Here is a 20,078-nt window from a genome sequence, read left to right on the forward strand (position 1 = left end):
CGGGGGAAAACTCTTGGGCTATGGGCGCTGCTTTTCGTAAAATGCCTCCCATGAAGGTCGATCCCCGTTACCTCACCAGCCAGGGCCCCCAGGTTTTCACCGGGGCGGAGATGTTGCTCAAAGGCGCCCTGGAAGCCGACGGCGGCGTACACCTGCTGGGCGGTTATCCCGGCAGCCCTGTCGCCGGATTTTTCGATTCCATGGCCCTGATCAAGGACCTGCTCAACGATAACGGCATCCGCGCCGTCATCAACCATAACGAAGCCCTCGCCGCGGCCATGCTCAACGGCACGCAGCTTCTGCCGGCCCGGGCCATCATCTGCATGAAGTCCGTCGGCGTACACGTGGCGGCCGACGCGCTGGCTCTGGGCAACATGTCCGGCGCCAACCCCGCCGGCGGGGCTATCGTCATCTACGGCGACGACCCCTGGAGCGACTCGACGCAGGTCGCCGCCGACAGCCGCTATATCTCCAGGCACCTGTACATCCCGACCATCGAGCCGGCCACGCACCAGGAGATCAAGGACTGGGTCAACCTGTCCTTCAAGCTCTCGGCCCGCAGCGAACTGTTCGCCGGGTTCGTGCTGACAACGAACCTGGCCGACGGCGGCGGCACGGTCGAGTGCAAACCCAACCAGTTCCCCGCGGCGAACATGCTCAACCCGGTCGAGCTCGAGACCGCGCGGATCGACCTGGACAAGCGCGTCCTCCTGCCGCCCAAGACCTGGTGGCAGGAAGCCACCTTCGCCGACCGCTTCGCCCGCGCGCAAGCCGCCGCCTGCGACCTCAAACTCAACCGCCTGGACTACCCCTCCGACACCCGCAAGCCCGTGGGCTTCGTCGCGACGGGGCTGGCGTATTCGTACCTCGTCCAGTCGCTGTGGGAGATGGACCTGCTGGGCGAGTTCCCGATCCTCAAGTTCGGCCTGAGCTACCCTATCGACCCGGCGATGGTACACCTGATGGCCGAGCAGGCCCAGCGCATCGTCGTCGTCGAAGAGCGACGCGGATTCATGGAAGAGCAGATCGGCCAGATCATCCTGCGCGACCGCCAGAGCGGGCAACTGCCGGCCGACCTGGAGCTCTGGGGCAAAAAGTTCCCCGCGCCGCTGCAGGGCATCCCCGACACGCGGGGGCTGCACCCCTCGATCATCACTGACCGCCTGGTGGCGCTGCTGCGTAGCCTCGGCGGCGGAAAAACCACGGTGGTCTTCCCGCCCGCCGCGGCCGAGGCCATCGAGCGCGAGGCCGCCACGCTGGCCTCGACCGCCCAGGCGCAGACGCCGGCGATCCCCGGACGCACGCCGACCTTCTGCCCCGGGTGCCCCCACCGCGACTCGGCCAGCCTGTGCCTGGAGATCAAGCGCCGCTTCGCCGACAAGGCGTACATGGCCCGCAAGTACAAGCGCGCCCCCATCGACATGGTCTTCCACGGCGACATCGGCTGCTACACCATGCTGATGTTCCCGCCGACGACGGACTTGATGCACAACCTCTCGGGCATGGGCCTGGGCGGCGGGACCGGCTCGGGCGCCGACCCGTTCATCACCAACAAGCAAGCCGTCTTCATGGGCGACTCGACGTTCTTCCACTGCGGGGCCCTGGGGATCTCGCAGGCCATCAAGCTCGGACAGGACATCACCTTCGTCATCCTCGATAACTCCACCACCGCCATGACCGGCCACCAGACCACGCCGGGGCTGGACTTCGACGTGCTGGGCAACCCCACGGCGGTGCAGGACATCGAGGACGTGGTTCGCGGGATGGCCTCGCATACCGACATGCTGGTGGCCCGCGTGGACCCCGAGCAGCGCGACGAATACGGCGAGCTGCTGGAGCGGACGTTCATGGCCGAGGGCGTCAAGGTCCTCATCGCCACCAAGGAATGCGGGATCACGCGCATCCGCCGCCATCGCCGCCTGCAGCGCCAGACCCGCAAGGAGCTTGGGTATCTGCCGGCGTGGCAGCACATGAACGTCAACACCGACGTCTGCCGCTTCTGCCTGGCGTGCGCGGAGCTGACGGGCTGCCCCGGGCTGCGCCACGTGCAGACGGACTACGGGCCCAAGATCGACACCGACATCACCGCCTGCGTCGACGACGGCGCCTGCCAGCGCATCGGGGCGTGCTGGAGCTTCGAGCGGGTGATGATCCACCGCCGCAAGGCCCCGCGCACGCGCGTGCCCGAGCTGCACCTCGACGACATCCCCGAGCCTGAGAAACGCGTCGTCGGCGATCTGTGGCGCTGCTGCCTGGCCGGCGTCGGCGGACAGGGCGTCGGCCTGAGCACGCAGATCCTCGTGCGCGCCGCCCACAAGGAAGGCTACCCTGTCCTGTTCCTGGACAAGAAGGGCCTGGCCATCCGCAACGGCGGCGTCACCAGCCAGATCGTCTACAACGTCACCGGCCAGCCCGTCACGGCCGTGATCCCCTTCGGCAAGGCCGACCTGCTGATCGGGATCGACGCCCTCGAGGCGGTTCGCATGCTCGAGCCGCACGGCCGCATGCGGGCGGCGTCGAAAGACCAGACCGCCGCGGTGGTCAACACGCACAAGGTGCCGACGGTCTCGGGCCTGATGGGGCGCGAGGACTACGACGTCGAGCAGATGGAGCGCACGCTGCGCGAGTGTACGCGCGACGACGACTTCATGGCCCGCGACATCTCGCGCATCTGCGAGGAGTACCTCGGCAGCAAGCTCTTCGCCAACATCATGATGCTGGGCTTCGCCTTCCAGAAGGGCCTGATCCCCGTCTCGATGCACTCGATGGCCTGGGCTATCAAGGACACCATCAAGACCGACATCCGCCGCAACCTCTACGCCTTCAACATGGGGCGCAAGCTCGTCGTCCAACCGGATCTCTTCCAGGGTCCGCCCGTCCGAAACGACTGGGGCAGCGAGCTGGAAGAACGCTGCCGAAACACCATCCGCCGCTATCCCACCGGACAGCAGCTCGCCGACGAGTTCCGCGCCCTGGCCGCGGGCGTGCTGACCGCCGGGGCCGACCTGGGCGAGGCGCTCAAGCGCGACTTCGTCATCCGCCTCTACGACACGATGCGCTGGGGCGGCATCGAATATGCCCGCCGCTACGCCGACGCGGTGCTGGCGACGTACCGGCGCGACAGCGCGGCGCGCCACTTCGCCGCGACCCACGCGGTCGTCCACAACCTCGCCTCGGCGATGCTGATCAAGGACGCGTTCTTCATCGCCGAATTGGCGACCAGCCCCGAGAAATACGCCCGCGACCGACGCAAGTACAACGTCAACCCCGCCAACGGCGACTGGATCGAGTACGTCCACCTGCTGCCGATGACCCTCAAACTCGGCCCCTGGCAGTGGACCTGGTGCAGCCACGTCGGCGACAGCGGAATGCGGTGGCTCCGCCGTCTGAAATTCCTGCGCCGCCTCATGCCCTGGCGCCACCGGCGCCAAAAACAGTTCCTGACGCGATACGAAGCCGCCATCGCCGCATTCCGCGGCGAGACCGACGAGGACTACCGCCGCACCCTGTCCGCCCTGGCCGCCCGCCAGTGCATGGACTGCCTGGTCCCCCGCTGCAGCGACGCCGGCTGTCCGCTCGAAGCCCCCGTGCCCGTCTGGCTCAACCTAGCGTACGAGGGCAAATGGTCCGCCGCCGCCGAGGCGCTCCACGAGGCCAATAACTTCCCCGAGTTCACCTCTCGCATCTGCCCCGCGCCGTGCCAGAGCGCCTGCAAGCAAAGCCACAGCGGCACGGCTGTGCCCGTGCGCGACGTCGAACGCCAGATCATCGAGAAGGCCTTCGAGAACGGCTGGGTCAAGCCTCACAAGCCTGCCCCCGCCAGCGGAATGAAAGTTGCCATCGTCGGAAGCGGACCGGCCGGACTGGCTGCCGCCCAGCAACTGGCCCGCGCCGGCCATGCCGTGACCGTCTTCGAACGCGACGACGCGCCCGGCGGGCTGCTGCGGTACGGTATTCCGGACTGGCGGCTGGACAAGGCCCTGATCGACCGGCGCGTCGATCAGTTGCGAGAAGAGGGAATCAGCTTTCGCACGTGCGTGCAGATCGGGCACGATCTGCCCGCCCACGCCCTGCGCGAGGACTTCGACGCGATCTGCCTGGCTGTCGGCGCCGCCCGCCCGCGCGACCTGCGCGTCCCCGGGCGAGACCATGGCGGCATCCACTTCGCCTGGGACTACCTTGCCCAGCAGAACCGCCGCTCTGCCGGCGTGGCTGTCGAGTCCACCTCGGCCATCGACGCCAAGGGCAAGGTCGTGCTGGTCATCGGCGGCGGCGAGACCGGCAGCGACTGTGCCGAAACCGCCCTGGCCCAAGGCGCCGTCGCGGTGCATCAGTTCGAAATCCTCTCCCCCGCCCAAGTGCGCCGCGACCCGCTGCACCAGGGACCGCCGCAGGTCAAACGCCACTGGTGTACCACCACCAAGGCCATCAACGCCAACGGCCACGCCGGGCTCGAAGTCGTCGCCAACGAAGTGAGATGGGTTCAGTCCGCCGCCGGAACGCAGATGATCGACGTCAGCGGCAGCGAGTTCGTCCTGCGAGCCGACATTATCCTGCTGGCCCTGGGGTACGACGCCGTCTGCGACGGGGCTGTCGCTGAGCAACTGAACCTGGCCCTCGACGCCCGCCAGCGCCTCGTCGTCAATGAGTTCGCGACCTCGGTGCCGGGCGTCTTCGTCGCCGGCGACCTGGCCAGCGGCCCGTCACTGGTCGCCGCCGCCATCGACTCGGGGCGACAGGCCGCAAAGAAGATCGACTACTATCTCAGGCACCTGAAGAAGCCCGAGGCGGTAAAATAGTATCGGATCGGGCGCCATGGCGGCCGTTCTCAGCCGCCGTGTCCCTGAGAGCTGATAGCTTTTCCCAAGGAGCCGGCCATGAAAACCGTCAGCATCTTCGCGATGGTCCTGATCCTGCTGGGACTGATCACCACCATCGGCCTCTTCGCCTTCCGGGACGGTCTGCAGCACGCCGGGTGCGACATGGAGGCCGCCGCCCTGGGCGTGCTGGCCGTTTGCCTGGTCGCGTGCGTCATGGGGTTCGTCTCTTTCCGCGAACCGTCTGGCAAGATCGCGGCCATCCTGGGCGCGCTGCTGGTGGCGTTCTTCGTTTTCCAATTCCTGTATGTTGCGCCAGACCAGTCGAGGTCGGCACAGAGCGTACCGCCGCCTGCTGCCAGACTGCTGCCGGCGTCTCTGGAAGAGATGACGCCGCTGCCGCGCGAACAGTCGCCCCGCGAGCAAAGCCTGCCCCGCCGCGAGGTGGTCGCCGTGGCGCCGGAACCGACGCCGGGCAACGCTCGCTTTGAAGGGTTCCGAGACCTGCGCGTCATCAGCACCGGACCGGTCGATGGGCCTGTAGACAACACTCAGAACTACCAGTTCTACGTCGGCGGATACGCGGGCCCCTTCATCGGCCCGGGCGGGTATCAGTGGGCCGGGCGGGTCGCCTGGCCAGGCCCCCGCGCCGGTCAGGCCGTATACCTCCGCTATGCCACGCCGCCCCAGGACGCCCAGCCGATCCTGATTTACGGCACGGGCGGGAACTGACATGAAGAAGGAAACGCCCCAGCAACTCCGCAAGCGCGCCGGCACGATCATCGCCCTGCTGAAAAAGAAATATCCCGACGCGACGACGCGCCTGTTCCATCACTCGCCGATGGAACTGCTGGTCGCGACGATCCTGTCAGCCCAGTGTACCGACGACCGCGTCAACATCGTCACCGACACGCTGTTCAAGAAATACAAGACGCCGCAGGATTACGCCAACGTGCCCCAGGACGTGCTCGAGGCGGAGGTGCGATCGACGGGGTTCTTCCGCAACAAAGCCAAGAACATCCGCGCCGCGGCGGCAAAGATCATCAGCGACTTCGACGGCAAGGTCCCGGCGACGATGGCCGAACTGCTGACGCTGCCAGGCGTGGCCCGCAAGACCGCCAACTGCGTGCTGGGCAACGCGTACAAGATCGCCGAGGGCATCACCGTCGACACTCACGTAGCGCGCCTGAGCATCCGCCTGGGCTTCACCGACAAGAAGAAACCCGACGCCGTCGGGATCGAGCAGGACCTGATGGCGATCGTGCCCAGAGAAGACTGGATCCACGTCTCGCACCTGCTGATCTACCACGGACGCGCCACCTGCACCGCCCGCAAACCCGACTGCGCCGGATGCGTGCTGAATAAACTCTGCCCCTCAGCGTTCAGAGTGGACGCGTAGCGGATACTTTTCCGTCGCTTGCGGCGTAGCATCTTTTCAGTATAGAGTTGGTCTCGGTTATGGGGAGACTACATTGGCGCATCCCATCGTCATCGCGCATCATCTGATCATGACCGCCTACGGATGGTGGTAGCACAGCATCACTGCTCATCCTAACGTCATGTTGTTGCGATGAACCACTTCGTCGGGCGTTTTACCGCTCATAATCTTTGCGATCTGCGCAGTCTTGAGTCCCTTGATCCTCTCGATCTGGGCGGAGGAATAATTGCTAAGCCCGCGAGCGATCTGGTTGCCCGCGGCGTCGATGATCGCCACGTTGGCGCCCTTGGCAAAGGGACCGCTAACGGCGATGATCCCCGAGGGCAGCAGGCTCTTGCCGCCCTGAACCAGCGCCTCGATGGCGCCGGCATCAACAACGATCTTGCCTGCAGCGCGGGCGGCCTGCCCGATCCACCGCCGACGGGAAGACATCTTGCGCTGGGCGGGCACGAAGATCGTCCCGACGCGCTCGCCGGCGAGCAATCGCGTCAGCACGTCGGGCATCCGGGCGTTGGCGATCACCGCCACCTCGCCGGCACTGGTGACCATTCGGGCGGCCTCGAGCTTGGAGCTCATGCCGCCGCTGCCCAGTCGGCTTTTTTCACCGGAAACCAGCGCTCGCACGTGCGAATCAACCTTCTCGATCACGTCGACCACGGCGCCGTCCTTGAGCACGCCGTCAACGACGCTCAGCAGCACCAGCACGTCCGCGGCCAGCATGTTAGCCACGTGGGCGGAAATGATGTCGTTGTCGCCGTAGCGGATTTCATCGACAGCAACGGCGTCATTTTCGTTGATGATCGGCAGCGCTCCATGTCTGCCCAGTGCGGTCAGCGTGTTGCGGATGTTGAGGTATCTCGCGCGATTCTCGAAATCATCCCGCGTCAGCAGCACTTGGCCGACCGGAACGCCGTGCTCGGCGAACAGGTCGTGGAAAGCCTGCATCAGTTGCCCCTGCCCCACCGCGGCGCAGGCCTGAAGTTCGGGCATCGACCGGGGGCGCTGCGACATGCCCAGCTCATTGAGTCCCGAGCCGATGGCGCCGCTGGCAACAAGGGTGACCGATATGCCTCGCTTGACCATAGGGGCCAGTTGAGCGGTGATGCTGCCCAGCGTCGCCGTGTCGGGCCGCCCGGATTCGTCGCAAACGGAATTGGTCCCCATCTTGACGACGATCCGCCGTGCGCGGGCGATGATCTGTTGTCTTACTTTCATATCAGGCATGACGTGAGATTATGGCGCGGGCCCGTCCAATGCAAGTTCCCACCGTTTGCGCGGAGGGCATTACCGCGCGGTTTGAATCTTGTCTGTGGCAATGTCGCCTTCGCCGGCGGCGGGGACGCGGCCGAGGATGTCGCAGATCATCTCGACGTTGCGGCGGGTTGCGCCTTGTTGACCCAGGACATAGGCGCGCGCCGTTTCGCCGGCGCTCCGCGCCTCGGCGGGATGTGACAGCAGGCGGTCCAGCAGAACCTCCAGCGATTGCGCATCGGCGATGCGGAAGCACCCGTTGGCCGCCAGGGCGTCGGCCTGGGGAAAGTTGAACGTGTGCGGACCGAACGCCACCGCCTTGCCCAGAGCGGCGGCCTCGATCATGTCCGACCCGCCCATCGGCGCCAGCGAGCGCCCGACAAAAATGGCGTGTGCCAGGGCGTAGAACTTTCGCAATTCGCCCATCGTGTCGCCAAGGATAACGGCGCCGGCGTCGGCGGCGGGTTTATCGTCGGGATGTTCGCTGCGGCGGATGATGCCCATGCCCGCAGCGGATACCTGGGCGGCGACTTCGTCGAACCGCTCGGGTCTGCGCGGCACGATCGCCAGGCGCGCATCGGGATGCTTGTTCTTCAGGCGGGCAAAGATGTCCAGAACGATCTGTTCTTCGCCCGGGCCGGTGCCGCCGGCCACGATCAGCTTGTCGGCGGGACCTATTCCCATCGCCGCGGCCAGGACGTCAGTGCCCGCGGGTTTCACGTCCGTGCCGATGCTGTCGAACTTCATCATCCCCGTCACGCGGATCTTGGAAGGGTCCACGCCCAGCGAGCGGAAGCGCTGGGCATAGCTCTCGTCCTGCACGCCGATGGCCGTCAGGCGATTGAACAGCTTCGTCGCCAGCGAACCGAGCCTCTTGTAGCCGGGATAGCCTTTGTCAGGGCTCATTCGCCCGTTGACGATCACCGCGGGAATCCCCCGCTTGTTGCACGCGGCGAGAAAGTTCGGCCACGCTTCGCCTTCCATCAGCACGACCATTGCCGGGCGGATGCGGTCCAAGGCCACCCCGACGGCGGAGGAGAAATCCAGCGGCCAGCGGAAGACCAGGTGGTCGGGCTCGTAGAGTCTGCGTGCCGCGGCCATGCCCGTCTCGGTGCTGGTTGATACGACGACGCGATAATCCGGAAGCTGGGAGTGCAGCTGCGCCACAAGCGTTCGGGCGGCGTTGACCTCGCCCAGGCTCACGCCATGAATCCAGATCACCGGCTGGAGCCCGTACCGCCGCGGCACCGCGCCAAACCGCTGGCCGATATCCTCGCGATACCGCCCATGGCGGATCATCTTATAGAGCCAGATCGGGCTGGCGGCGACCAGGCCGGTGGCGTAGATGGCGTCAAGAAGATAGCTCATGGCGGACATTCTATTATCTTTGGGCTTTGTGGACAAAGTGGACCTTGTGGACGAAGTGGACTTTCGTTCATACCGTCCACCCTGTCCACTGCGTCCACCACGTCCATCATTTGAACCCGGGCTTCCCTCGCACCGTGTATTTCTCAATCGCCTTGGTCAGGTCCACGTCGTTGATATTGGCCAGGGTGCATAGCCAGGCAAAGACGTCGGCGAACTCTTCTTCCTTGTTCACGTGGTCGTTGCCGGCCAGGGCGGTGGCCAGTTCGCCGACTTCCTCGATGAACCACAGGAAGGTCGCCGGCGTGCCTCGCTTGGAGTCGGTGGGATAGTACTTTTCGCGGATGAAGTCCTGGAACTGGCGGATGGTCATTGGGGTCTCTGGATTTCCTGCAGGGTCTGGTCGATCAAGGCGAGCACCTGGCGGGCTTGCGAATCCTTGTCGATAGCCAGCGATTTTTCTGCGGCCTCGCGGGCCTGCCGGAGCCCTTGGACGTCGCGGGTCGCCCGTGCGGCGAGGAATCGCATCATCGCCATCTTGGCCCAGGCGTCGGCCGACTCCGGCTGCAGCGTGCAGACGTTGTCGATGGCCTCGATGGCCTTGTCGAACTGGCCCACCTGGCGGTAGATCGCGGCCATCGACTCGTAGGCGCTGATCTCGTACGGATTGATCTGCGCCACTTGGCGCAGGTAGGACAGGGCCTGGTCGGTCTTGTCAGCGGCGATGCAGATCTCGGCGATCTGCCTGGCGTATTGCGGGTCGTTCATCGTGCGGCGGTGCAGCTCTATAAGGTTGGGCAGGGCCTTTTCGTCCTGCCCAAGCTGGCGATACAGGCGTGCCAGTTCCTGATAGCTGTGCGGATACAGCGGGCGGCGCAGCTTGAGGGTCTCCAGGGCCACGATGGCCTGGCTCCACTTACGCAGACCCACATACGCGTTGGCCAGTACGTACGGGGCCGTCCGCGAGTCCTTGTCGACGGCTTCAAGCTTCCGGGCGACCGTTTCGGCCTCGGCGTAATTTTTCTGCGCCGCCAGCACGGACGCCAGCACGGCCAGGGCGGTCTTTTCCGCCGGGTTGTACGACAGCGCCTTTTTAGCCGCGTCGAGGGCGGCGGGGAGGTTGCCCAGTTCGTAGTGACCCTTGGCGACCTGGGCATGGGCGGCGGCGTTGACGGGGTTGATCGCCAGCAAAGCGGCGGCCTTCTTGAGGTCAACGGGCGGCTCGAGCGAGAAGCCCCACTTCTGGATGTCAGCCTTGGCGTAGGCGCGGAACTCGTCGTCGAACTTCGCCTCGGTTGTCTTAAGCACCTTCTGGAAGACCTGCGCCTGCGTCAGACCGTCGCGGAAGGCCTGGAGCATCTGAACCACGGTGTCAAACTTGTACTTGGCGATGATGTATTCCATCGTCCACTCGGCCTGGGCGTACGCCAGCGAGCGGTCGCCGCTGCGTTTGGGACGGATGAACCCCCAGTCCAGCTCGCGGATGGGCATCAGGCGCCCCTGGCGCGTCGCGAACACCAGCATGTTCACCGCGTCGTAGTTTCGCCGATCCGGCTGCTGCCAGACGGCGCAGGCCTCGGTGAACCAGTGCGGGATGAGGTTATTGGTGGCCGCCAGCGTCACGGTGTGGGTGTACTCGTGCCGCAGGACGGTGGCCCAGTTATACGTGCCGAACTCGCTGCGCTGCTTGTTGGGGGCGACCATCACGATGACGTTTCCGGTACTGGCCCCGACGGTGCCGATCCAGGCCTTGCCGGTGATGCGGATGGAGAACTGGCGGTGCAGCGGGAAGAATTCGATGAGCGTTTTTTCGGCGGGCTTGTAGGCGAAGTCACCGGTGATTTCGGGGTAGATCTCCTCCATGTACGCGGCGACCTGGTCCAGCAGCACCGCGTCGTGTTTGGGGTCGACCTTGATGATGAAGTGGGCGGTCTCCTTGACGGCGAACTTCTCCATGTCGCCCAGGACGCCCAGGTAGTTCACCACGTCGCTACGGTAGTCGTCGATCTCGTGGGCCTTGGCGAAGATCTCGCGGGCCTTGTCCTCGGCCCCGGTCTGCATGTACAGCAGGCCCAGCGTGATCAGCGGCTCGGCCTGCTCGGGAGCAAGATCAGCCGCCTGGCGCAGATACTTTTCCGCGGCGGTGAACTGCCTGGCGGCCGAGAGCCACTGGCCGATCGTCTGGGGCAGGTCGGCGCATCGCGGGTTTACCTTCGCGACGCGGTCGATAAACGGCTGGGCCTGGGCGGGCTGATTGGTGCGAATCGCCAGCGCGGCAGCGAGGCTGAGGGTCTCGATGTGGTTGGGGTTGACCTTCAGCGCCGCGTCGAGCAGCGGCTGCACCTGGTCGAACTTGCGCCACTGCATCATCACGACGGCCTTGAGCACCAGGGCGTTTGCGAAGTTGGGGTTGACCTTGAGCGCCTGCTCGGCCATCTGGATCGCCCGCTCGAACTGCCACTGCTCCAAGGCGATGATCCCCATGCCGACCATCGCGTCGGCGGCCTTGGGATTGATCTTCAACGCCAGGGCGAACTCCGCCGCCGCGCCCTCGGGGCGGTGCTTGCTGAGCATGAACATGCCCGCGGCCAGGTTGGCCGGCCAGTACGTCGCGTCGGCCTTCTGGTAGGCTTCCTGCAGATAGTTGTGCAGGATGTTGGGCGCCTGCTCGCTGGCCTTGCGGGCGCTGAGAATGGCGTGGCGGTCGAGAATCTGCCCCAGGGCCGTCAGCGCCGGGGCATCATTGCGGTATGCATCGCCGGCGAGGATCCGGTCGACGCCGGCGTAGACGGCCTTGGCCTGATCCCTGCGCCCCAGCGTTTCGAGCAGCCGCCCCTGCAGCCAGATCGCCTGCGCCCAGTCGGTTTTGAGCTTGCCCGCGGCCACGGCGTGTTCGAGCGCCTGCTCGTACTGTCCGACAGCCTCCTGCACTTCGCCCAGCGCCAAGTGCCACTCGGCACGGGCGGCCCCGGCGGCGCTGCAGGCCTGCAGGGCATCCTGCGCCTGCGCATATTGCCCCTGGGCACTCAGGGCATACGCCAAGCCGATAGACGCCGAGACGGCCTGCTCAGGCGCAGAGGCCAACCGTCGGTACCCTGTGGCGGCCTGGTCGTAGCGGCCGGACATGTGGAGCTTCCAGCAGCCATCGAGGGTGTTATCGGCGACGGGCTGCGTCGTTGCCCCGACGCGCCTGGTAGCCGCACTGGTCGACGTCGGCTGCGTAGCGGCGGCCATCGCAGCCGCCGGCACGGCAACAAACAGCACCGCGGCCAGAACGGCCCCGGCCCCAACGCGGCACAGGCGCGATCGCATGGAGATCATGACATCAATTCTACTCAATTCGCAGGGAGGGATGAAGAAAGTTGTGAGTTGTGGGGGTGAGTTGTGAGCGAGGGAACGAGCTGCGAACGAGCGCGAGCCGTGAGTTGCGAGAGGTACTTACCACTCACAACTCACAACTCGCAACTCACAACTGTGCTACTACGCGTCTTCTACAATGGCCGAATTGGGGCAGGTGTCGACGCAACTGCCGCAATCGATGCAGGCGTCGGCCTCGATCATGTAGATCGGGTCGCCTTCCTTGATCGCTTCGGCAGGGCAGCTATCCGAGCACGAGCCACAGGCCGTGCAGGCATCAGTGATCTTATACGCCATGTCTGGAACTCCTTCGTGGTTATCCGCCCTCCGGGGCGGGGCTTGCTTGGGGGACAAGCCGATTATCTTACGAAATACCCCGCCGGCGGTTCAAGTGCGTTTTCTGGCGGTTTGATCCGGGGATCGAATCAGCCGCAGAGGTCGCCGAGGACGCAGAGGAAAGAGGTTGTTTATCTTCTCATTTCCTCAGCGTCCTCAGCGACCTCTGCGGCTAAACTAGACCTATGTCTGCAAACGATGACGCTCGTGAACTCCTGCGCTACAGTAGGCAGGTGGTGTTTGAACCGCTGGGGCTGACCGGTCAGCGCCGGTTGGCGGCTTCGCGCGCGGTGATCGTGGGCGTGGGTGGGTTGGGGTCGTGGATCGCCGAGTTGCTCGCCCGTGCAGGGGCGGGCTTTCTGCGACTGGTCGACAATGACCGCGTCGAGTTGACGAACATTCATCGCCAGGGGCTTTACGATCAGGCCGCTGCGGCTGCGGGTGTATATAAGGTTGATGCGGCAGCGGCGCGGCTGGCGGCGATTAACTCGGCGGTGGCTGTCGAGCCGGTGCGGCAGCGGTTGACGAAGGAGAATGTCGCCTCGCTGGCGGGCGATGTGGATTTGATTGTCGATGGGACGGATAATTTTCCTACGCGGTTTGTGCTCAATGATTTTGCGGCCATGACGGGGCGGCCTTGGGTTTTCGCCGGCGTCGTCGGCGCGCAGGGGCAGACGATGACGATCATCCCCGGGCGCACGGCGTGCCTGCGGTGCATCTACGATCAGCCGCCCCCGCCGTGCAAAGATCCCACCTGTGCCGCGGCCGGCGTACTGGGCCCTGCCGTGGCGGCGATTGCGGCCATGGCCGCGATAGAGGCTCTGAAGATCCTTAGCGGCTGCAGCGACCAGGCCAGCCCGTACCTGCTGAAGATGGACTTCTGGAGCGGCGGCGTGCAGCGCATCGACGCCACCGCCGCCGCGGCCGGAGTCCCCTGCCGTTGCTGCAAACAGAAACTCTTTGATTTCCTGGACTAGAATGGGACACAATCTGGTGGCACAGGCGTTCCAGCCTGTGTCTCAGGGTCACGGCCTGGAAAGGCTGTGCTACCGGTAGACGACGAGGAGCAGACAATGGGCCGGATACTGGACGACATCACGCAGGCGATCGGCAACACGCCGCTCGTTCGCGTCCGCAAGATCATCCAAAGCCACGCCACCGTGCTGGCCAAGATGGAAAGCCTCAACCCGATGGGCTCGGTGAAGGACCGCATCGGCCTGGCGATGATCCAGGCTGGCGAGTGCGACGGGAGCATCACCCCCGGAACGCTGATCGTCGAGCCCACCAGCGGCAACACGGGCATCGCCCTGGCGTTCGTGTGCGCTGCCCGCGGGTACAAGTGCGTGCTGACCATGCCCGACTCGATGTCTATCGAGCGGCGCAAAGTCCTGCGGGCGCTGGGGGCCGACCTCGTGCTCACCCCGGCGGCAGAGGGCATGCCCGGGGCGATCCATAAGGCCGAGGAACTCGTCAAGACCACCCCGCGGGCGTTCATGCCCCAGCAGTTCAACAACCCGGCCAATCCCGAGATCCACCGCACCACTACGGCGGAAGAAATCTGGCGCGACACTGACGGCAAGGTCGACATCTTCGTCGCGGGCGTCGGCACCGGCGGAACGCTCACCGGCGTGGCCGAGGTGCTCAAGAGTCGCCGCCCGGGCGTGCAGATCGTGGCCGTCGAGCCCGCCCAGAGCCCCGTGCTCGCCCAGGCGCGCAAAGGTGAAGCACTCCAGCCCGGACCGCACAAGATCCAGGGCATCGGCGCCGGTTTCATCCCCGGCGTGCTGAACATGGACCTCGTTGACGAAATCATGGCGGTCGATCATGACGCCGCCATCGCCATGGCCCGCCGCGCCGCCAAGGACGAATCGCTCTTTGTGGGCATCAGTTCCGGCGCCGCCCTGCAGGCCGCGGCGGAACTCGCCGCCCGTAAGGAAAACAAGGGCAAGGTCATTGTGGCCATTATGCCCTCCTTCGGCGAGCGGTACCTCTCGACGGCGCTGTTCGAGCACCTGGAAGGTTGAGGGCCTCGTGCGGCGGTTTGTCGATCTCCACGCTCACAGCACCGCCAGCGACGGCACGCTGCCTCCGGCAGACCTGATCGCCGCCGCCGAGCGCGCCGGGCTGGCGGCCATCGCCCTGACCGACCACGACACGATCGACGGACTCCCCGCGGCGCGACAGGCCTCTGCCGCCCTTGCAGAGATGAAGTTCGTGCCGGGCATCGAGGTCTCCGCCCAGCCGCCCTCGGGCACGCTGCACATCCTGGGCCTGGCGTTCGACGAGAAAGCCCCATCGATTCTTGCCCTTGCCGAGTTTCTCCGCAGCGGCAGGCGGGAGCGAAACCCGCGGATCGTGGAGAAATTGCAGCAGCTTGGCCTGGGCATCGACATGGACGACGTGCTCGAAGCGGTTGTGGAAGCGGGCGGCGGTTCCGGCGTCATTGGTTCCGGGGGAGCTGGTAGCGGGACCTCGGGCAGTGCGCACCTGGTCGTCAGTCGCACGCACATCGCCCTGGCGATGCTGGACAAAGGCTATGTCGCCACGACCGCCGAGGCCTTCGACAGGTACATCGGCAAAGGCCAACCCGCCTACGCCGATCGCCCGCGGAAAAGCGCCGCCGAGACGATCGCCGCCATCCGCGACGGCGGCGGCATTGCCGTGCTGGCCCATCCGATGCAGCTTAACTGCGCCAACAGCGCCCAACTCGAACGCATCGTTCACGACCTCAAGGACAGTGGCCTGGACGCCATCGAGGCTTACCACAGCCAGCACAGCCCCGAGCAGACGCGAGCCTTCATGAAAATGGCTAAGCGATTCGGCCTGGCCGTGACCGGCGGCAGCGACTTCCACGGCGCCCCGAAGCCCGACGTATCCATCGGCCGCCCCCGCGTACCCCTGGCGGCGTTAGAGGAGACATTCCTGACCCGACTTTTCGCGCGGTCATGAAATAAGTTGGGACGCTTACCACTTTTCAGTCGCAGACAGGACGCCGCCTGAGCGGAACGAGCGTAGTCCCCGACAGAACCGCGTTCAGAAGGACAAAAGTGGTAAGCGTCCCAACTTATTCGTTTGAACCCGTTCTTTCGGCCACGACGTAGCGAGGGCGGGCTTTGACTTCTTCGTAGATGCGGGCGATGTACTCGCCGATGATCCCCAGGCCCAGCAGCACAAATCCCCCCGTCAGCAGTTGCAGGATAATCACCGTGGTGATGCCCGCCCCGGGCTGGCCGGTGAAGAAGACCCACAACGCCCGCACGCCCAGCACCACCGCCAGCACCAGGAAGACCGCGGCTAACCAGTTGACGATGCGCAAGGCCGATGACGAGAAGGCCGTCAACCCGGTGGTCGCCAGCGACCACAGGGCGCCAAATCGCCACTTGGAACGGCCGTTGGGGCGGTCGGGCACTTCAAAGGGAATCTGGACGCGGCGGAACCCCAGCCAGGCGATCATCCCGCGGAAGAACAGCGCTCGTTCGCCCATGCGGCGATAGGCCTCGCACACGCGCTGGTCGAGCAGCTTGAAGTCGGACGCGCCGGTCAGGTCGAACCCCGAGAGGCGGCGCAGCAGGCGGTAGAAAACCATGCTGCCCAGCCGCGCCGTGAGCGGTTCGCGCGGGCGGCGGGGCTTGACGGCCTCAACGATATCCGCTTTGCCGCCGCGCCAGAGTTCGACCATCTGGACGATCAACTCCGGCGGGTGCTGGAGGTCGCCGTCCATGATGATGGCGGCTTGAGCTCGGGACGCTTCCAGTCCGGCGCAGATGGCGGCTTCTTTGCCAAAGTTGCGGCTGAGCCTGAGCCCGCGCACGCCGCCGGCGGCGGCATGGCGGGCGATGGCGTCCCAGGTGCCGTCGTCGCTGCCGTCGTCGACGAGGATAATCTCACACGACTGCGCGAGCGCGCCCAAGGCTTTGCGGGCGGCCGCGACGGTCGCGTCGAGCCCCTGCTCCTCCCGATAAAGGGGGATGATGAGGGAGATCACGATTTTGTCCGCATTTTCCAGCGGTGATGCTCCATTACGTACCGAACCAGCCGCGTCATTTTCAGCCCCGGCCGCGGCGGCGTCAACGGGAAAGGTTTCTGGCCGTGCCAGGGGCGTCTCGCCCAAGCTCTCCGGATCGGACGCTCGGGGACACGCGCAACAGATTCATGAGCGGACTCCATCTCTCGGCGCCGTTTTTTTCAACTGGAATGCCGGTGCCCGGTTCGATATTCTATGATGGCCGGGGCAACCGAAGCTTCTGCAGTGACGTGCAGCATTCCTCTGTTGAATTTTGCTGCAAATCCTGCCGATCCATAGGGCAGCGTCGTTTTTTTGGAGTTGCGCGACACGAGAATGGTTGAACCAGCCGTACAATCTCTGATCGGACCACAAGCCTCACCCAGCGACGAGCCCAAGCTGACGCCCGCTGAAGCCTTTGTGCTTCGCCACCGTGCGGCCGTCAGCATCATCGTACACGTGGTGCTCTTTGCCGTGGCGCTGCTGGTCGCTTACGGGATTCGATTCGAGGGCAGCAGCCGCTCGGAGGAACTGCCCTGGTTCCATCTCTACATCCACTGGCTGCCGGTGTTCATGGTCATCAAGCTGCTGGTCTTCGGCAAGATGAAGCTGTTCCACAGCAACTGGCGATATTCGAGCATTCGCGATATCGTCAACATCCTGCTGGGCAGTTGGATCGCCCTGGCGATTCTGTTCATCTTCGCCCTGCTGTTCTTCTACCTGCCCACGTATTTCGGCCGCGAACCGCTGTTCTACTACAAGGAAGGCCCTGTCAAGTACTACCAGACCAGCATTCTGCTGCTGGACTTCCTGGCGACGGTCTTCCTGGTCGCCACGGCCCGGCTGGCGTTTCGCCTGTATCGTGAGGAGCTGCGTCCGGTGGCGGCCGAGGGTCTGCGGCGCGTGCTGATCATCGGGGCCGGAAACGCCGCCGAGGCGATCATCCGCGAGATCAACCGCATGCGCGTCGAGCGCTACCGCGTCATCGGCATGGTCGACGACGACCCCCGCAAGAGCAGCCTGACGCTCCACGGCGTTGGGGTGCTGGGAACCACTGAAGACATCCGCGAGATCTGCGAGCAGCGAAAGATCGACGAGATCCTCATCGCCATCCCCTCGGCCACGCGAAAGCAGCTGTCCAAGGTCATCGAGTACTGCAGCGGCACCAAGCTGACCTTCAAGACGCTGCCGGGGCTGCAGGACCTCATCGACGGGCGCGTCGCCACGTCGCAGATGAGGCCCGTCGACATCAACGACCTGCTCGGGCGCGACGTCGTGCGCCTCGATGACGCGGCCGTGGCCAACTACCTCCGCGGGCGGCGCCTGCTCATCACCGGCGCCGGCGGAAGCATCGGCTCGGAAATGTGCCGCCAGGTCTGCCGTTACCAGCCCGCATCGCTGATCCTGCTTGAGCAGGCGGAAAACCCCCTGTTCGATATCGAGAACGAACTGGCCGAAAAGTTCCCCACCATCCCCCTGACGCCAGTCATCTGCGACGTGTACGACCGCCAGAACGTGATGGCCGTGTGGAACCGCTTCCGCCCCGAGGTCGTCATCCACGCCGCCGCCCACAAGCACGTCCCCCTGATGGAACGCAACCCCTGGGAAGCCATCAAGAACAACGTCCTGGGGACCCGCAATGTCGCTGACGCCTCCGTCGAATCCGGCGTCAAGGAGTTCGTCCTGATCTCCACCGATAAGGCCGTCAACCCCTCCTCCGTCATGGGCGTGACCAAACGCGTAGCCGAAATCTACACGCAGTCGCTCAACAACCGCCCGCTGTGCAAGACGCAGTTCAAGGCCGTCCGCTTCGGCAACGTGCTGGGCTCGGCCGGATCGGTCGTGCCGACCTTCCGCAAGCAGATCGCCGCCGGCGGTCCGGTGCGGGTGACGCACCCGGAGATGACGCGGTATTTCATGACGATCCCCGAGGCGTCGCAACTGGTGCTGCAGGCCGCCGCCACCGGAACCGGCGGGCAGATCTACCTGCTGGACATGGGCGAGCCGGTCAAGATCGTGGATCTGGCGCGGCAGATGATCACGCTGAGCGGGTTCCGCCCCGGCGAAGATATCGACATCGTCTTCAGCGGCGTGCGCCCCGGCGAGAAGATGTTCGAAGAGCTTCGCACCACCGGCGAGGATGTCGAGACCACCTGCCATCCCAAGATCAGCATCTGGCGCTGCCGCTCCGCCCAATGGGAAGCGGCCCAGGCCGCCGTCGAACGCCTCGCCCTGCTGCAACACAACCACCAGCGCCAGCCGATCATCGACGCCCTGAGGCAGATCGTCCCCGAATACACCCCGCTCAACCCGCCGGCGAGCGAGAAGAATGAGCAGTCCCCCCCGGCCAGCGAGCCTCTTTGAAAAAGCAAGGATCCAACCTGAGATGGAATCTATTCCGCTGTCCAAGCCCGATGTGACCGAAGCCGAAATCCAGGCCGTGACGACCGTCCTGCGCAGCGACCGCCTGAGCATCGGACCGGCGGTGGAGGCCTTCGAGCAGGCCATCGCCGCCCGCGCCAACCGCCGCTACGCCATCGCCGTCAACAGCGGCACCAGCGGTCTGCACCTGTGCGTGCGATCGCTCGAAATCGGCGAAGGCGACGAGGTCATCACCACGCCCTTCTCCTTCATCTCCACGACCAACTGCATCCTCTTCGAGCGGGGCAAGCCCGTACTGGTGGATATCGACCCCGACACGTACAACATGGACCCCGCCGCCGCCGAAGCTGCCATTACGCCGGCCACCAAGGCCATCCTTCCCGTCGAGGCCTTCGGCAACACCGCGCACTTCGACGCCTACGAGGCCATCGCGCGGCGTCATGGACTGGGCATGATTGAGGATAGCTGCGAAGCCCTGGGCGGCAGCTTGAACGGCCGCCCTGCCGGCAACTTCGGCGACTGTGGCGTCTTCGCCTTCTACCCCAACAAGCAGATCACCACCGGCGAGGGCGGCGTGATCGTCACCGACCACCCGGACATCCGCGACATGTGCTGCTCGCTGCGAAACCAGGGGCGCGACACGGAGCACTGGCTCCGCCACGCCAGGCTCGGCTACAACTACCGCCTCAGCGATATCAATGCCGCGATGGGCGCCGTGCAGGTTCAGCGCCTCGACGACATCCTCGCCCGGCGCCGCCGCGCGGCAGACCTGTACGCCCAGGCGCTTGCGGGCATCGAGGGCATCCACCTGCCCCCCGTCGCCGCCAACCCCGGGGCCAGTTGGTTCGTCTACGTCGTGCGACTCGACGACAGCTTCCCCGCCCATGCGCGAGACCAGGTGCTCGAGCGGCTCAAGAAGGCCGGCATCGCCTGCAGCAACTATTTCGTCCCGATCCACACCCAGCCGTACATCCGCGAGATGCTGGGGACGCGAGACGGACAGTTCCCCATCACCGAGCGTGTGGCCGCACGCACCATCGCCTTGCCCTTTTTCGCCGCCCTGACGCAAAGCCAGGTCGATCGCGTCGCGGCGGCGCTGAAGTCGGCTATCGCCGGCGGCGCGTGATGG

General features: G+C 65.3%; 14 protein-coding genes. 8 read left to right on the forward strand and 6 right to left on the reverse strand.

Going from position 1 to position 20,078, the window contains the following annotated elements:
- Nucleotides 1–50: 50 nt before the first annotated feature.
- From gltD to nth, 3 genes are all read left to right on the forward strand, one after another.
- Nucleotides 51–4,799 carry a glutamate synthase small subunit gene (gene gltD / locus ABFD92_04425; GenBank protein ID MEN6503763.1) on the forward strand — a complete coding sequence of 1,583 codons (4,749 nt, stop codon included), beginning with the start codon at nucleotides 51–53 and terminating at the stop codon, nucleotides 4,797–4,799.
- 78 nt (nucleotides 4,800–4,877) lie between these two features.
- Nucleotides 4,878–5,549 carry a hypothetical protein gene (locus tag ABFD92_04430; GenBank protein MEN6503764.1) on the forward strand — a complete coding sequence of 224 codons (672 nt, stop codon included), beginning with the start codon at nucleotides 4,878–4,880 and terminating at the stop codon, nucleotides 5,547–5,549.
- 1 nt (nucleotide 5,550) lies between these two features.
- Complete coding sequence (nth, locus tag ABFD92_04435; protein MEN6503765.1) at nucleotides 5,551–6,216, forward strand: endonuclease III; 666 nt, start codon at nucleotides 5,551–5,553, stop codon at nucleotides 6,214–6,216.
- A 147-nt stretch (nucleotides 6,217–6,363) separates the two neighbouring features.
- On the opposite strand, the gene proB is transcribed toward nth, so the two are convergent.
- The 5 genes from proB to ABFD92_04460 all read right to left on the reverse strand — a co-directional run bounded on the left by proB (nucleotide 6,364) and on the right by ABFD92_04460 (nucleotide 12,525).
- Nucleotides 6,364–7,479, reverse strand: a complete 1,116-nt coding sequence (gene proB, locus ABFD92_04440) for a glutamate 5-kinase (protein MEN6503766.1) — start codon at nucleotides 7,477–7,479, stop codon at nucleotides 6,364–6,366.
- Nucleotides 7,480–7,539: 60 nt separating this feature from the next.
- The gene (locus ABFD92_04445; GenBank protein ID MEN6503767.1) at nucleotides 7,540–8,874 is read right to left on the reverse strand and encodes a 3-deoxy-D-manno-octulosonic acid transferase; all 1,335 of its coding nucleotides are present in this window, start codon (nucleotides 8,872–8,874) and stop codon (nucleotides 7,540–7,542) included.
- Nucleotides 8,875–8,980: 106 nt separating this feature from the next.
- The gene (locus tag ABFD92_04450; GenBank protein ID MEN6503768.1) at nucleotides 8,981–9,244 is read right to left on the reverse strand and encodes a MazG nucleotide pyrophosphohydrolase domain-containing protein; all 264 of its coding nucleotides are present in this window, start codon (nucleotides 9,242–9,244) and stop codon (nucleotides 8,981–8,983) included.
- The gene (locus ABFD92_04455; GenBank protein ID MEN6503769.1) at nucleotides 9,241–12,192 is read right to left on the reverse strand and encodes a tetratricopeptide repeat protein; all 2,952 of its coding nucleotides are present in this window, start codon (nucleotides 12,190–12,192) and stop codon (nucleotides 9,241–9,243) included. Before ABFD92_04455 ends, ABFD92_04450 begins: the two co-directional genes overlap by 4 nt.
- Before the next feature lie 159 nt (nucleotides 12,193–12,351).
- The gene (locus tag ABFD92_04460; GenBank protein ID MEN6503770.1) at nucleotides 12,352–12,525 is read right to left on the reverse strand and encodes a 4Fe-4S binding protein; all 174 of its coding nucleotides are present in this window, start codon (nucleotides 12,523–12,525) and stop codon (nucleotides 12,352–12,354) included.
- 224 nt (nucleotides 12,526–12,749) lie between these two features.
- Between ABFD92_04460 and ABFD92_04465 the strand changes: the two genes are divergently transcribed.
- The 3 genes from ABFD92_04465 (at nucleotide 12,750) to ABFD92_04475 (ending at nucleotide 15,513) form a co-directional block, all read left to right on the forward strand.
- Nucleotides 12,750–13,541: a HesA/MoeB/ThiF family protein gene (locus ABFD92_04465; protein ID MEN6503771.1), complete on the forward strand. Its 792-nt coding sequence runs from the start codon at nucleotides 12,750–12,752 to the stop codon at nucleotides 13,539–13,541.
- 96 nt (nucleotides 13,542–13,637) lie between these two features.
- Entirely contained in the window at nucleotides 13,638–14,588 is a 951-nt protein-coding gene (cysK, locus tag ABFD92_04470) for a cysteine synthase A (protein ID MEN6503772.1), read from the forward strand.
- A gap of 7 nt (nucleotides 14,589–14,595) precedes the next feature.
- The gene (locus ABFD92_04475) at nucleotides 14,596–15,513 is read left to right on the forward strand and encodes a PHP domain-containing protein (GenBank protein MEN6503773.1); all 918 of its coding nucleotides are present in this window, start codon (nucleotides 14,596–14,598) and stop codon (nucleotides 15,511–15,513) included.
- 115 nt (nucleotides 15,514–15,628) lie between these two features.
- On the opposite strand, the gene ABFD92_04480 is transcribed toward ABFD92_04475, so the two are convergent.
- Nucleotides 15,629–16,549, reverse strand: coding sequence for a glycosyltransferase family 2 protein (locus ABFD92_04480; GenBank protein ID MEN6503774.1), 921 nt, complete (start codon nucleotides 16,547–16,549; stop codon nucleotides 15,629–15,631).
- A gap of 354 nt (nucleotides 16,550–16,903) precedes the next feature.
- Here ABFD92_04480 and ABFD92_04485 point away from each other — a divergent pair, with 354 nt between their 5' ends.
- Both ABFD92_04485 and ABFD92_04490 read left to right on the forward strand, forming a co-directional pair.
- Nucleotides 16,904–18,931, forward strand: a complete 2,028-nt coding sequence (locus ABFD92_04485; protein MEN6503775.1) for a nucleoside-diphosphate sugar epimerase/dehydratase — start codon at nucleotides 16,904–16,906, stop codon at nucleotides 18,929–18,931.
- A gap of 22 nt (nucleotides 18,932–18,953) precedes the next feature.
- The gene (locus ABFD92_04490) at nucleotides 18,954–20,075 is read left to right on the forward strand and encodes a DegT/DnrJ/EryC1/StrS family aminotransferase (GenBank protein MEN6503776.1); all 1,122 of its coding nucleotides are present in this window, start codon (nucleotides 18,954–18,956) and stop codon (nucleotides 20,073–20,075) included.
- Nucleotides 20,076–20,078: the final 3 nt, after the last annotated feature.

The sequence above is a fragment of the Planctomycetaceae bacterium genome, assembly GCA_039680605.1.
Taxonomy (GTDB): Bacteria; Planctomycetota; Phycisphaerae; order SM23-33; family SM23-33; genus JAJFUU01.